This window comes from Streptomyces sp. NPDC004327, from assembly GCF_042873935.1.
GTDB lineage: Bacteria > Actinomycetota > Actinomycetes > Streptomycetales > Streptomycetaceae > Streptomyces.
This window is the reverse complement of the sequence record NZ_JBIAME010000001.1, coordinates 959,004-971,966: the sequence shown is the minus strand read 5'-3', so window position 1 is coordinate 971,966 and position 12,963 is coordinate 959,004. Positions and strand designations below refer to the sequence as shown.

The 12,963-nt window shown below is 74.7% G+C and carries 12 protein-coding genes; 5 read left to right on the top strand and 7 right to left on the bottom strand.

Going from position 1 to position 12,963, the window contains the following annotated elements:
- The first annotated feature begins 59 nt into the window (after positions 1 to 59).
- From ACFYU9_RS04180 to ACFYU9_RS04165, 4 genes are all read left to right on the top strand, one after another.
- Positions 60 to 974: a diiron oxygenase gene (locus tag ACFYU9_RS04180; protein WP_389214885.1), complete on the top strand. Its 915-nt coding sequence runs from the start codon at positions 60 to 62 to the stop codon at positions 972 to 974.
- 115 nt (positions 975 to 1,089) lie between these two features.
- Positions 1,090 to 2,739, top strand: coding sequence for an FAD-dependent oxidoreductase (locus ACFYU9_RS04175; RefSeq protein WP_389342192.1), 1,650 nt, complete (start codon positions 1,090 to 1,092; stop codon positions 2,737 to 2,739).
- Positions 2,740 to 2,845: 106 nt separating this feature from the next.
- A complete protein-coding gene (locus tag ACFYU9_RS04170) occupies positions 2,846 to 3,769 on the top strand; it encodes a universal stress protein (RefSeq protein ID WP_389342189.1) in 924 nt (307 codons plus the stop codon).
- 139 nt (positions 3,770 to 3,908) lie between these two features.
- Complete coding sequence (locus ACFYU9_RS04165; RefSeq protein ID WP_389342186.1) at positions 3,909 to 4,310, top strand: STAS domain-containing protein; 402 nt, start codon at positions 3,909 to 3,911, stop codon at positions 4,308 to 4,310.
- A 99-nt stretch (positions 4,311 to 4,409) separates the two neighbouring features.
- Here the strand turns inward: ACFYU9_RS04165 and ACFYU9_RS04160 are convergent, their stop codons facing one another.
- From ACFYU9_RS04160 to ACFYU9_RS04130, 7 genes are all read right to left on the bottom strand, one after another.
- The gene (locus ACFYU9_RS04160) at positions 4,410 to 5,135 is read right to left on the bottom strand and encodes a GNAT family N-acetyltransferase (protein ID WP_389214897.1); all 726 of its coding nucleotides are present in this window, start codon (positions 5,133 to 5,135) and stop codon (positions 4,410 to 4,412) included.
- A gap of 275 nt (positions 5,136 to 5,410) precedes the next feature.
- Positions 5,411 to 6,121 carry a ribonuclease H gene (locus ACFYU9_RS04155; protein WP_389342183.1) on the bottom strand — a complete coding sequence of 237 codons (711 nt, stop codon included), beginning with the start codon at positions 6,119 to 6,121 and terminating at the stop codon, positions 5,411 to 5,413.
- A gap of 47 nt (positions 6,122 to 6,168) precedes the next feature.
- Positions 6,169 to 7,197, bottom strand: a complete 1,029-nt coding sequence (locus tag ACFYU9_RS04150; RefSeq protein WP_389214903.1) for a PfkB family carbohydrate kinase — start codon at positions 7,195 to 7,197, stop codon at positions 6,169 to 6,171.
- A 109-nt stretch (positions 7,198 to 7,306) separates the two neighbouring features.
- Complete coding sequence (locus ACFYU9_RS04145; protein WP_389214905.1) at positions 7,307 to 7,654, bottom strand: GNAT family N-acetyltransferase; 348 nt, start codon at positions 7,652 to 7,654, stop codon at positions 7,307 to 7,309.
- Positions 7,655 to 7,725: 71 nt separating this feature from the next.
- The gene (locus ACFYU9_RS04140) at positions 7,726 to 10,290 is read right to left on the bottom strand and encodes a glycoside hydrolase family 3 N-terminal domain-containing protein (protein WP_389342180.1); all 2,565 of its coding nucleotides are present in this window, start codon (positions 10,288 to 10,290) and stop codon (positions 7,726 to 7,728) included.
- Positions 10,291 to 10,617: 327 nt separating this feature from the next.
- The gene (locus ACFYU9_RS04135) at positions 10,618 to 10,962 is read right to left on the bottom strand and encodes a hypothetical protein (protein ID WP_389342177.1); all 345 of its coding nucleotides are present in this window, start codon (positions 10,960 to 10,962) and stop codon (positions 10,618 to 10,620) included.
- Positions 10,963 to 10,973: 11 nt separating this feature from the next.
- The gene (locus ACFYU9_RS04130) at positions 10,974 to 11,150 is read right to left on the bottom strand and encodes a hypothetical protein (RefSeq protein ID WP_389342174.1); all 177 of its coding nucleotides are present in this window, start codon (positions 11,148 to 11,150) and stop codon (positions 10,974 to 10,976) included.
- 334 nt (positions 11,151 to 11,484) lie between these two features.
- Here ACFYU9_RS04130 and ACFYU9_RS04125 point away from each other — a divergent pair, with 334 nt between their 5' ends.
- Positions 11,485 to 12,948, top strand: coding sequence for a hypothetical protein (locus ACFYU9_RS04125; RefSeq protein WP_389342171.1), 1,464 nt, complete (start codon positions 11,485 to 11,487; stop codon positions 12,946 to 12,948).
- Positions 12,949 to 12,963: the final 15 nt, after the last annotated feature.

The window sequence follows — 12,963 nt, the reverse complement described above, 5'->3', positions numbered from 1 at the left end:
CAAGCTCGTCGGAAACGAACGCGACCGATCCGCCCCCGAGGCCACCAAGGAGCCGCACCATGGCAAGCAGCACCGTCCAGCCGGCGGACCAGGACCGGCACCCCGAGCGCGACGCGGCCCGCCGGCTGCTCGAGTCGTCCGCCAAGCTCTCCTACGACCCCGCCACCCAGGTGGACTGGGACACCCCGCTCGACGAGGACCGCCACGGGATGAGCCCCGAGTGGAGCACCCTCTACGGCACGCCCTACTGGCAGGAACTGACCGAGGCCCAGCGCAAGGAGCTGACCCGGCAGGAGTGCGCCTCCATCGCCAGCACCGGCATCTGGTTCGAGATGATCCTGCAGCAGATGGTGCTGCGCGACATGTACGCGAAGGACCCGACCGATCCGCGTTTCCAGTGGGCCCTGACGGAGATCGCCGACGAGTGCCGGCACTCCATCATGTTCGGGCGCAGCTCGGCGAAGCTCCGCGCGCCCGCCTACCGCCCGCAGCGCTGGATCCTCGAACTCGGCCGCGCCTTCAAGACCCTGGCCGTCGGCGAGGCCGCGTACGCCTCGATCCTCGTCGCCGAGGAGGTCCTCGACGTCATGCAGCGCGACTGGATGCGCGACGAGCGGGTGGTCCCCTTCGTACGGACCATCAGCAACATCCATGTCGTCGAGGAGTCGCGGCACATGAAGTTCGCCCGCGAGGAGACCCGCGCCCGGCTGCGCAAGGCGGGGCCGGTGCGGCGTCACGTACAGGCGCTCGTCGTCTCCCTCGCCTCGTACTTCATCGTCACCAGCATGGTCAGCCGTGAGGTGTACGCGAACGCCGGACTCGACGTCGAGCGGGCGCTCGCCGAGGCGAAGGCCAACGAGCACTACAAGTCGATGATGCGGTCGAGCTGCGCGGGCCTGATGGAGTTCCTGGCCTCGGCGCGACTGCTCACCCGGCCGGCCACCGCCGTCTACCGGCGCGCGCACCTCATCTGAGCCCCCGCCGTCCGAGCACCGAACGGATCCGCCCGCCCGAGCCGCCCGTCCCGGCCACCACCCCGGATCCGCCCGACCACCGTCCTCCCCCGGAGCCCCGCGAGCTGACGACGACATGACCTACGCCATCACCCAGACCTGCTGCAACGACGCCACCTGCGTCGCCGTCTGCCCCGTCAACTGCATCCATCCGACGCCCGACGAGCCGGACTTCGGCCGCACCGAGATGCTCTACATCGACCCCAGGGCCTGCATCGACTGCGGCGCCTGCGCCGACGCCTGCCCGGTCGACGCGGTCTTCCCCGCCGACGCCCTGGCCGCGGCCAGGCAGGAGGAGTACGCGGCGGTCAACGCGGCCTTCTACGAGGAGCGCGCCCCGCGCGACGTGCCGGAGGGCGGGCCGAACTTCCACGCCTGGGGCGCGCCGTCGTTCGCGCGCGGCCTGCCGTACGACTTCGCGCCGATCCGGGTCGCCGTCGTCGGCACGGGCCCGGCCGGCATGTACGCCGCCGAGGACCTGCTGCTGCACACCAACGCCGAGGTGACCCTCGTCGACCGGCTTCCGGTGGCGGGCGGCCTGGTGCGGTACGGCGTGGCGCCCGACCATCCCGCGACCAAGCGCGTCGGCGACACCTTCGCCCGCTTCCACACCCACCCGCGGGTGCGGATGTACCTGGGCGTCGACGTCGGTACGGACATCTCCGCGCAGGAACTGGCCGCGCACCACGACGCCGTGGTGTACGCGGTCGGCGCGGCCGGCGACCGGCGGCTCGGCGTCCCCGGCGAGGAGCTGGCGTGCAGCGTCTCCGCCACGGACTTCGTGGCCTGGTACAACGCGCATCCCGAGGTCGCGCCCGACGCGTTCGACCTGTCGGGCACCGAGCGGGTGGTCGTCGTCGGCACCGGCAACGTCGCCCTGGACGTCGCCCGCATCCTCGTCGCCGACCCGGACGCCCTCGCCGCGACGGACATCGCGGACCACGCGCTGGCCGCGCTGCGGGCCTCCGCCGTGCGCGAGGTGGTGCTGCTCGCGCGGCGCGGCCCCGAGGACGCCTCCTGCACCGCCCCCGAACTCCTCGCCCTCGGGCGGCTGCCGGGCGTCCGCCTGGTCGTGGACGACCACGATCCGCGGACCTGGGCGGCGATCGACGCGGCGGGGCCGCGGGACAAGGCGGCGCTGTTGCGGGGCGCGGCGCGCGAGCGGGTGGACTGGAGCAGGACGCCGGCCGCGGACACCGGGCGGCGGATCGTGTTCCGCTTCCACTCGGCGCCCGAGGAGATCCGGGCCGGCGCGGTGCGGGTGACGGGCGAGGGCGGTCCGGTCACCGTCCCGGCCGGCATGGTGCTGCGGGCGGTCGGCTACCGCGGGCGCCCGGTGGCCGGGCTGCCCTTCGACGAGTCGGCCGGCACGGTGCGCCACGAGGGCGGCCGGGTCGAGGGCCGGCCCGGCACCTATGTCGTGGGCTGGATCAAGCGGGGACCCTCGGGCGGCATCGGCGCCAACCGCACCTGCGCGGCGGAGACCGTGGGCGCGCTCCTCGCCGACGCCGTCGCCGGCACGCTGCCCGCGCCCGCCGGCGGCGCCCGCGCCTTCGACCGCCTGGTGCGCGGCCGCGCCCGGCACGTGGTCGACGCGCGCGGCCTGGCGGCCATCGAGCGCGCCGAGCGCGCCCGCGGCGAGGAGGCCGGCCGTCCGCGCGTGAAGCTGGGCACCGTACCGGAACTGGTCGCCGCGGCCCGGGCCCGCCGCCGGCTGCCGCGCTGAGCCACTGCCGCCGGATGGGAGAAGCCGAGGGGCGCGGGGGGTCAGCCCCGCGCCCCTCGGCGTGGCACCCGAAATCGGCAGGTTGATGCCGATATGAGTGCGAGGCATGAGTGAAGATTCTGCCGCCGTGGTGGCGGGCGTCGACGGTTCCGAGCACAGCAGGCGCGCCCTGGAATGGGCCCTGCACGCCGCGCGGAGCCTGGGCGCCCCACTGACCGTCGCCCATGTCCGTCCCGACGCGCTCCAGCTCGGCAGCGCCCGGATCGCCTCCCTCGGCCCGGCGCCGGAGATCCCCGACACCGTCGTGGACGCGCTGGCCGCCGAGGTCGGGCCGCGGGCCGAGGGGCTCGACGTGCGGTACGCGTCGCTGGACGGCTCCGTCGTCGACGCCCTGGTCGGCGCGGCGGCCGGGGCGCAGCTCCTGGTGATCGGCTCGCGCGGGCGGGGCGGCTTCAAGAGCCTGCTGCTCGGGTCGACCGGCCGCGCGCTCGCCGCCTCGGCGCCCTGCCCGCTGGTCGTCGTGCCGCACGAGGCCCGGGCCGCGTCCCTGGACACCGGCGCGGAGGCCGGCCGGGTGCTGCTCGGGCTGCACCCCGACGAGACCCCGGACGAGGTCGTCGACTTCGCGTTCCGGACGGCGCGGCGGCGCGGGGTGGCGCTGGAGGTGGTGACCGCCTACCCCGTGCCGCCCTCCCCCGCGCTGCTCATCGGCGCGCCGGCCCCGGCGATGCAGATCCCGCCGCCGCTGCCGGACGAGACGAACGAGCTGGCCGACACCACGGGCCGGCACCAGGAGGAGCGGCTGCGGCCGTTCGCCGAGCGCTACCCGGACGTCGAGGTGAGCCGGGCCGTCACACCGGCCGACGCGGCGGGCCGGCTGGTCGAGGACTCCAAGGAGGCGGGGCTCGTGGTCGTCGGCCGGCACCGCAGGCACCGTGTCGAGACGCTGCTCGTCGGCTCGGTCGCGCACGCCGTGTTGCACCACGCGTCCTGCCCGGTCGCGATCGTGCCGCCGGCACCCCAACCCTGACCGGCGCGAAGATCCTCCCGGCAGGACGGAAATGCCTCGTTTTCACCTCTTCGGGTGATGCCGGGGGTGGAGAAACGTGTCTGCCTGTGGCAGGGCCGCGAACCTCGACCCACGGGGGCCGATCCAGTGGAGCGTGTCCATGCATCTGATCCGACGCGGTGATCCGAACCTGGCCGTCCGGTCGAGCGAGGGCCTGACCACTGTCGAGCTGTACGGCGAGCTCGACCTGGTCCTGGTGCAGCGCGTCCGGCCGGAACTCGACGTCCTGACCCGCGAGGCGCCGGCGCTCGCCGTCGACCTGCGCCACGTGACGTTCTGCGACGCGTCGGGCCTCGGACTGCTCGTCCGCTGCGCCCAGCGCGTGCGCGCGCACGGCGGGGCCTGGCACCTGGTCTGCGAGCAGCCGGCGATCCTGCGCCTGATCCGCCTCACCGCCCTGGACGACGTCCTCGCGCCGAGCCCGCCCCCGCCGCCGTCTCCCGCCTCCTGCGCCCGCCCGCCGGGGCCGCGGAGCGGGGTGCCGCGCAGGCTGCGGGTATGAGGGGCGGGGCCGGGAGCCGGTGCGCGAACCGCCGGGCGGGCGGCCTCCCGCCCCTTCGGGGCCGGGGCCGCCCGCCCGGCGGGCTGGGCGCGGCGCGGTTCAGGCCGGCAGCAGTTCCCCGGCGCCCCCGTGCTCGTGCGTTCCGCCCGGGAAGGGCGTGGGCAGCGGGGCCGGCGGGCGCATGCCGGGGAGGCGGAGCTCGATGATGCCGCGGACGGCGGACCACTCCTCATCGAGGATGGAGTAGAAGGCCGTATCGCGGACGACCCCGTCGAGGCCGCGCGAGTGGGCCCGGCGGACGCCCTCGCAGGTGGCGCCGAGGCGTTCGATGGCGACCCGCGAGCGGGTGTTGCGGGCGTCGGCGCGCATCGAGACGCGGCGGATGCCCCAGGTCTCGAACGCGTGGCGCAGCATGAGGTACTTGGCCTCGGTGTTGACGCCGGTGCCGCGCGCCTCGCTGGAGATCCAGGTGTTGCCGATCTCGGCGGCGTCGGGCACCGCGGTGAGCGGGTCCCCGTGCGGCACGCCGGTGACCGGCGGCCACACCAGGGGACCGCGCCAGTAGTCGAGTTCCAGGAAGCGGGTCGACCCGAGCACCCGCCCGTTGCGCGGATTCACCAGGGCGAAGGGCAGTGACCGACCCGCCGCCTGTTCCTCGAGGGCACGGGCGATGTAGTCGCAGGAAGCATCAAGGCCGTGGGGCACGGCGGTGTAGGCATAGGCCGCACGATCCAGTGCGCCCGCCCAGGCGATGCCCTCGGCGTGGCGCATGGCCAGCGGTTCCAGGCGCACGGTGCGCCCGGCAAGGACTACAGGTACTGGCACGGAACCTCGGGTCTTTCCAAGGGCAGGGGTCATCGCACGCCGGATCGCGGCGAGGATGAAGGGAGGGGTTCCCGCATGGTGCCGCCCCCTTGGCCGGAATGGCAAAAAGGCAAGGGAAACGGTTCGTCACCGGTGCGAGGAGGAACAGTATGCAGCCCCGAGCGCTCCGAGAACAGAACCCCACACGAACCCGGGCACACAGCTGGGTGAATGTCCGGTTTACCCCCATCCCCCGTTCGGCCCAGCAGGGCCGCCCGAAGGCCCGTCCCCAGCCGCTAGGAAACGGCATCCGCGCAGGTCGGATGGCCCCAGCCGTCCGCGTTCCTGGTGATCGTCGCGCCCTTCTCGTACGGCTGTCCGCAGCGGCACCGTCCGAGGTAGCGGGCCTTGAGGCTGGGGGCCGATCCGCCGGAACCGGAACGGCGGGGGCGGGCGGCACCGGAGGTGTCGGCGCGCTGCGGGGCGCGCTTGGCGCGGGCAGGGCGCGCGGAGGCGGGCTCGGGCGGGGGCAGGGGCGAGCCGGCGGCGGATCCGGCGGGCTCCTGGCTGCGCGCGGTGTGGCTGGCGGCGCGGTCGGCGGCGTCGTTGAGCGGGTCGCCGTCGACCTGGTGGGCGGGGGTGTAGACGAACTCGACGCGCCGGTCGGCGAGCAGCTCGTCGATCCGCACCACCAGCTCCTTGTTGGCCACGGGCGTACCGGCGGCGGTCTTCCAGCCCTTGCGGCGCCAGCCGGGCAGCCAGGTGGTGACGGCCTTCATCGCGTACTGCGAGTCCATCCGCACCTCGGCGGGCACGGCGGGGTCGAGGCGCTCCAGGAGCCGGAGGAGGGCCGTGAGTTCGGCGACGTTGTTGGTCGCCGTGCCGAGCGGACCGGCCTCCCAGTGCGCGACGCCGCCGTTCTGGTCGCCGATGACCCAGGCCCAGGCCGCGGGCCCGGGGTTGCCCTTGGATGCGCCGTCGCACGCCGCGATGATCTTCTCTGTCATCCCTCGATCCTGACACGCCCGGGGGCATGTCCCTGACCGGCGGCGGTTCAGCCGATCCGGGCGGCCGCGGCGAGGAGGGCGTCGCGCCCGATGGCGTCGGCGCGGCTCGCGGGCACGGTGCAGGCGTACGCGCCGGCCACCGTGCCGTACCGGGCGCAGGTCTGGACGGGCGCGCCGGTGAGCCAGCCGTAGAGGAAGCCGGCGGCGAAGGCGTCCCCGGCGCCGTTGCTGTCGACGACCGGCGCGGGCGGGGCGGCGGCCGGGATGTGGACGGGCTCCGCGTCGGGGCCGGTCAGCAGGGTCGCCCCGGCGGCTCCGGCGGTGGCGACGACCACGGAGGCGCGGCCGTGCGCGGCGATGTCGCGCAGGGTGCGCTCGGGGTCGTCGAGGGCGGCGGCGGACAGGAAGACGACGTCGGCCTCGTACGCGAAGGGCCGGTGGTAGTCGTTGCGCCCGTCCCAGTCGTGCAGGTCGGTGGAGAGGGTCACGCCCGCCTCGTGCAGCAGCGGCAGCGCGTGGGCGCAGGGCTGGGTGAGGGAGACATGGGCGTGGCCGCTGCGGGCGGCGAGGGCCTTGACGGTCTCCGGGGGCAGCCGGTCGTCGTCGTGGCCACGGGTGGCGTCGTAGAGGGAGAGCCGGCGCCCGGCGGGGTCGACGAGATTGACGGCCCGCTTGGTGCCGGCGGGCTGGTGCACGCCGGTGAGCGGGATGCCCTGGTCGTGGTGGAAGGCGCGGACGAGCTCGCCCTCGGGGTCGGCGCCGATCATGTCGAGGTGGTGGGTGCGCAGGCCCAGGCGGTGCAGCCCGAGGGCGACGAAGTCGCCGGTCTGCCCGGCCCGGGTGCGGATCCCGGGCCGGATCATGTGGCTGTCCGCGAGCGGCAGCGGCAGCTCGGGGACGTACACGATGGTGTCGACGCCGGCCCCGCCGAGGACGAGGACGTCGATGTCGTCGAAACCCTCGGCGTCGAAGCCCTCAAGGTCGAGGCCTTCCGAGTCGGGGCCTTCGAGGCCGAAGCCCTCGGGGTCGAGGCCGGGGCCGGGGCCGGGTTCGGGGTCACTGCCGGGTTCGCTCATCCGGGCAGTCAAGCAGCGGCCCACGACGGGCCGCAAGATCTTTCATTGGCTTTCCGCAAGATCCCTGTCGGCCCGATCCCGCCCCGATTCCGCCGGATTCCCGGCCGGATCAGCGTGCCAGCCGCTCCTCCAGCCACTGGAGCACCTCGGGCGTCACCGGGTCCGTGATGTCGGCGAACTCCGTGTGCTTCTTGAGGAACTTCGCCACGTACGGACAGACCGGCACGATCCGCATCCCGGCCGCCCGGACGTCGGTCAGCGCCTCCTCGACGAGGATCGAGGCGAGGCCGCGACCTCCGTAGGCGTCGTCGATCTCGGTGTGGAAGAAGACCCTCCGGTCGTCACGGTCGCGGTAGGAGGTGAGGCCGGCGCGCTGGTCGTCGACCAGGATCTCGTAACGGTGCCGGGCGTCGTTGCGGCGGACGACGGGGGCCGTCTCCTGCTGGGTCTGCGTCATCACTAACCTTTCGCTGAATACGTCTACCTGGCCGGAACGATCAATGGCCCCCGACCATTCCCCGCGCCCCTTCAGGTCCCCGACGCCGCGCGGAACGCCTCGGTCAGCCTGTCGACGGCGCCCGCCGGATCGCCGGTGAGCAGCAGATGGTCGGCCTCGGCGAACGGCTTCGCCACCGCCTCCGTGACGTGCTGCCCGACGCGGCCCTGGACGACGAGCCGGGCCCGGTCGACGAGCCGCCGGGCGGCGGCCGAGTCCCCGAGTCCGGCCTTCGCGAGGGCCCGGGCGGCGAGGCCGATCGCCCGCAGCACCGGTTCCCCGCCCCGCGGCGTGCCGTGGAGCGTGGTGAGGCCCCAGCCGTACGGGTACTGCGGGTCGTAGCGCCGGTCGCCCACGTTCAGCGGCAGTTGGCCCTCCGACCTCGGCCAGCTCACCGGCAGCCGGCCGGTGAAGGGCCGCCTGCCGTACAGGACGTCCGCCACGCCGTCGCCCTCGGTGCCGGGCAGCCAGGAGGCCACCAGGGCGTCGATCGCGGGCAGCCGGTCGCCGATCAGCTGGGGGCGGCCGGAGACGACGAGGACCGCGCACGGCAGCGCGGCGCAGACCCGGTCGACGGCGGCCTTGTCGGCCGCGCTCAGCTCCAGGTCGTGGCCGTTGCCGACGTCGCCCATGCCCTCCGCGTACGGCTTCTCGCCGACCACCACGACACCGACGTCGTGTCCGGCGGTGGGCGCCGAGGCGTCCTGGGAGTAGGTGAGCGTGGTGCCGGGTGCGACGGACTTGCGCAGGGCGTCGAGGATCGTGGTGCCGGTCGTGGTCCGGCCGGAGGCGCCCTGCCAGGTGACGGTCCAGCCGCCGGCCTGGTTGCCGAGGTCGTCCGCGTTCGAGCCCGCCACGTACACGTTCCGGCCGGGCCTGAGCGGCAGCACGCCGCCCTCGTTCTTCAGCAGCACCTGCGAGGCGGCGGCCGCCTGCCGGGCCACCGCGCGGTGCTCGGGCGAGCCGACGGACGCCAGGTGGGTGGTGTCCGCGTACGGCTTCTCGAAGAGGCCGAGGCGGAACTTCTGCGTGAGGATGCGGGCGACGGCGTCGTCGATCCGCGTTGCGGGGATGCGGCCGGCCTCCGCCTCGGCGACCAGTGTCCGGGTGAACCCCGGGTAGTCCGTCGGCACCATGATCATGTCCAGGCCCGCGTCGATCGAGGTCCGCACGTCGCTCGCGTAGTCGCCGGGGATCTGGTCGATGGCCTGCCAGTCGCTGACGACGAAGCCCGCGAAGCCCATCCGGTCCTTGAGCACGCCGTTGATCATCTCGCCGTCGGCGTGCATCTTCACCGGCCCCCGGTCGTCGCCGAGGACGTCGAGCGAGGAGTACGAGGGCATGACGGTGCCCACGCCGTGCCGCACGGCGGCGGCGAAGGGCGCGAGGTGGACGGTCTCCAGCTCCTCGCGGGTGACCCGGGTGACGCCCTGGTCGATGGTGTACGAGCCGGTCGTCGACGAGCCGAACGCGGTGCCGCCGTCGCCCACGAAGTGCTTGGCGGTGGTCAGCACCTTGTCGTTGCGGTCGAGGTCCCGGCCGTCGGGCGCGCCCTGCATCCCGTCGATCACGCTCTCCATGGCGGTGACGAGCGCCGGGTCCTCGCCGAAGGACTCGTACGAGCGGCCCCAGCGTTCGTCGCGGGTCACGCACAGGCAGGGCGCGAAGTCCCAGGGCACGCCCGTGGCCCGGACCTCCCTGGCGGTGACGGCGCCGGTGCGGGCGGCGAGACCGGGGTCGCGCGCGGCGCCGATGCCGATGTTGTGCGGCATGACCGTCGCGCCGATCACGTTGTTGTGCCCGTGCACGGCGTCCACGCCGTAGAGCAGCGGGATCTGCAGCCGGGTGGCCCGGGTGCGCAGCTGGTACGCGTCGACCATCCCGGCCCAGGCCTCCGGAGTGTTCGGGGCAGGGGCGGAGCCGCCGCCGGAGAGCAGCGAGCCTAGCCCGTAGGCCGCGATGTCGCCGGGTGCGCGCAGGGCGCCCCGCTCGGCCTGGGTCATCTGGCCGGCCTTCTCGCGGAGCGTCATCCGGGAGAGCAGGTCCGCGACGCGCTCCCGCACCGGCAGGCGGGGGTCGAGATAGGGCAGCCCGTGCGCGTTCACGACGACCGACGGTGTCTCGTCGGGCGCGCGGGCGCCGTCGGCCGTCAGTCTCACCGGGATCGTCTCGGCCTCCTCGCCGGCGTCGTCGGCCAGGGTCCGCACGGTGATGCTCCGGGTGGTGCCGGAGGGGGTCCCGGCCGGGAAGACGAGGGTGCCGGACACCGGGAGGTAGTCCCTCCCGGCCTCGGCCGGGCTGCTGCCGGCCGTGTCACCGTCCTTGCCGGCGCCCCTGTCGTCGGTGGTGTAGGCGACGGTGACGGGCGCGGCGGTCGGACCGGAGCCGGTGGTGGTCACGGAGACGTCGATGCGCGCGGTGCCGCCCTCGTCGACGGGGTGGACCACGGCCCCCGTGACGACGCGGGTGTCAGGGACGGGACCGGCCGTTGCGTGCGGCGCGGCGCCGTGGGCGGGCGGGCCGGCGAGGACCGCGGTGGTGGCGGTGACGGCGAGCGCGACGGCGCTCGCCCTGCTGCGGTGGCGCGGGTGCGGCATGCGGTCTCCTCGGGAGAGCGGGGAGGGCCGGGACCCGCAGGGCAGGACCCGGCCGGGGTGCGGGGATCAGGTCGGCTGGTGGGTCCACTTCTGGTGGGCGCAGGTCCAGGTCTGGGTGCGGGTGCCGTCGGCGGTGGCCGCTCCGACGACGCCGAGGCACTTGCCGGCCAGGCCGGTCAGCGGACCGCTCGGCGCGCTCGCCGTCGTACCGGACCAGGTGAAGGTGGCGGTGGTGCGCCCCGCCGTCCTGGACGGTGACCAGCCCCGTGCACGTGCCGCAGCCGCCGTTGTGCGGGCCCATGCCCTGGTTGACCGCCAGGCTCCACTTCACCACGCTGCCGCTCCAGTTGCGGGCGAAGCCGACGATGTCCTTCGGGTCCTCGTCGTGCAGATGCCGCCGGAGTGCTCGGTGCCGAACTGCCGCACCGACGGGTACTGGCCGTGGACCTGGCTGCCGACGACCGGGTCGCCGACGTAGCCGTGCCAGGCGATCCCGCCGGAGAGCGGGTCGTCGCGCCCGCCCGCGTCGCCGACGACGGCCGCGCCGAAGTTCGTGTGGTCGCCGTGGTTCCAGTCGTGCACCAGGACCTTGGTGGTGATGCCGGCGGCCCGGAAGGCGGGGTGGACGCGGGTCTTGGTGAACTCGACCAGGCCGGAGGGGTTCCTGCTCATGCCCGGATGGTTCATGCGGTGGGGTTGCCTGCCTGACAGCAGTTCGGCTCGTTCTGGACGGAGAGGTGGTCGACCTTGAGGCCGGCCGCCTGGTAGCTCTGGATCCACTTGACCAGATACTGGGCGTAGAGCGGGTGGTACTCCCACTTCAGCCAGCCCATCTGGTCCATCCGGCCGCTGTCCTTCATCCATCCGGGCGCGCTCCACGGCACCGCGCGCCCGCCCGGCGGCCGCCCGACGAGGGGGCGCCGGGCGGGTGCGTCCCCGGCAGGCCCCGGATCGGCGGCGAGCGGCGTACCGGAGTGGCCGAAACCGTTTCACGGGGCCCATGCACAGCAGGCGGTTCGCCCCTTCCTGATACCTCCTGACCCCTTGCGCCGGGTGGCCGAAAGCCTCTATAAGGTTCCGTGCAGGCATCGGTTGGGATGGCCGGAAGGGCATCCATGCCGCCGACCAGGGGGACCCTCCACTTCCCGCCGGAAGCACCGTGCGCGCACGCGTACCGACGGAGAACGTGAGGCCATGACCGACAACGACGCCTTTCGCGATGCCCTGACCCGTCTCGCGGTCGATCCCGCCTTCGCGGAGCAGCTCTCGGGTGACCCCGAAGAGGTGGCCCGAAGACTCGGCCTGACGCCCGAGCAGGTCACGGAGCTGCGCCGGCTCCGCGTGGAGTCCGGTGCCGCCGAGGGGCCGGCCACCCTCGACGCCCGCCTATCCAAGTCGTCGCTGTTCTTCGGCAACGCGGCCCACGCCCTGGCCCACCACGACATCCCCGTCGACACCGGCACGCACGACGCCGCGGAGGCCCCGGACGACGTCCACGACCCGGCCGGCGCACTCGACGGTACGGCGTCGTCCCACGTCACCGGCCTGACCGGCGACCGCCTCACCGGCATTCCCGGCGGCGACAGCGGCTCCCTCCTCGGCGACTTCGGCGGGCTCGGCGGCGCGGACGACCTCGGCGGCCTGGGCGAACAGGGCGGCCTGGCCGACTCCGGCGATTTCGGTGACTTCGGCGGCGCCGGTGACTTCAGCGGCGCCGGGGAGTTCGGTGGCTCCGACGGCCTCGGCGAGTTCGGCTCCTTCGGCGACGGCGACACGGGCTTCGGCGAGCACGGGGTCGGTGGCCACGACGGCGGTTTCGGGGACGGCTTCGGCGCCGAGCTCGGGGGCGGTCACGAAGGCGCCCTGGGTGACGGATTCGGGGGCGGCCACGAAGGCGGCCTGGGTGACGGATTCGGGGGCGGCCACGAAGGCGGGCTCGGCGACGGCCTCGGGGACGGGTTCTCCGGCGGTCACGAAGGCGGCCTCGGGGACGGATTCGGCGGTGGGTTCGGCGAGGCGCCGGGCGGCCACGGCGGCGGCTTCGGCGGAGGCGGCGGCGAGGGCCTCGGGCACGGCGGCATCTACGAGGGCGGCGAGGACGGCGGAGACTCCGGCGGAGGCGGTGAAAGCGGCGGGGGCGGCGGCGAAGGCGGCGGGGGCGACGGCAGCAGCAGCGAGAACGGACGACGGCCCGGCGGCGGCTCCGGCGGGGGTGACGGAGGCGGCGGTGACGGCGGCGGTGGAGGCGACGGCAGCAGCAGCGAGAACGGACGACGGCCCGGTGGCGGCTCCGGCGGGGGTGACGGAGGCGGCGGTGACGGCGGCGGTGGAGGCGACGGCAGCAGCAGCGAGAACGGACGACGCCCCGGCGGTGGCGGCCCCAGCGGCGGCGACGGCGGCGGTGACGGCGGCGGAGGTGGCGACGGCAGCAGCAGCGAGAACGGACGACGCCCCGGCGGTGGCGGCCCCAGCGGCGGCGACGGCGGCGGCGATCCCGGTGGCAGCAGTGGGGAGAACGGACGCCGGCCCAGCGGTGGCGGCGGGCTGCTGCGTCCCGGTCTCGACCGGCTCGCCGGCGGTGAGCTGCGCACCACCGGGCCCGGCCACGACACGCTCGGCGGCCCGGCCGCCGGCGGTTCCTTCGCCACCGGTTCCTGAGGCGCGGGACCGGAC

Coding starts and splice junctions, on each gene's coding strand:
- ACFYU9_RS04175 (WP_389342192.1), top strand. CDS start 1,090: ATGACCTACGCCATCACCCAGACCTGCTGCAACGACGCCACCTGCGTC.
- ACFYU9_RS04140 (WP_389342180.1), bottom strand. CDS start 10,290: ATGCCGCACCCGCGCCACCGCAGCAGGGCGAGCGCCGTCGCGCTCGCC.
- ACFYU9_RS04155 (WP_389342183.1), bottom strand. CDS start 6,121: ATGACAGAGAAGATCATCGCGGCGTGCGACGGCGCATCCAAGGGCAAC.
- ACFYU9_RS04135 (WP_389342177.1), bottom strand. CDS start 10,962: ATGAGCAGGAACCCCTCCGGCCTGGTCGAGTTCACCAAGACCCGCGTC.
- ACFYU9_RS04125 (WP_389342171.1), top strand. CDS start 11,485: ATGACCGACAACGACGCCTTTCGCGATGCCCTGACCCGTCTCGCGGTC.
- ACFYU9_RS04130 (WP_389342174.1), bottom strand. CDS start 11,150: ATGAAGGACAGCGGCCGGATGGACCAGATGGGCTGGCTGAAGTGGGAG.
- ACFYU9_RS04170 (WP_389342189.1), top strand. CDS start 2,846: ATGAGTGAAGATTCTGCCGCCGTGGTGGCGGGCGTCGACGGTTCCGAG.
- ACFYU9_RS04165 (WP_389342186.1), top strand. CDS start 3,909: ATGCATCTGATCCGACGCGGTGATCCGAACCTGGCCGTCCGGTCGAGC.
- ACFYU9_RS04145 (WP_389214905.1), bottom strand. CDS start 7,654: ATGACGCAGACCCAGCAGGAGACGGCCCCCGTCGTCCGCCGCAACGAC.
- ACFYU9_RS04150 (WP_389214903.1), bottom strand. CDS start 7,197: ATGAGCGAACCCGGCAGTGACCCCGAACCCGGCCCCGGCCCCGGCCTC.
- ACFYU9_RS04180 (WP_389214885.1), top strand. CDS start 60: ATGGCAAGCAGCACCGTCCAGCCGGCGGACCAGGACCGGCACCCCGAG.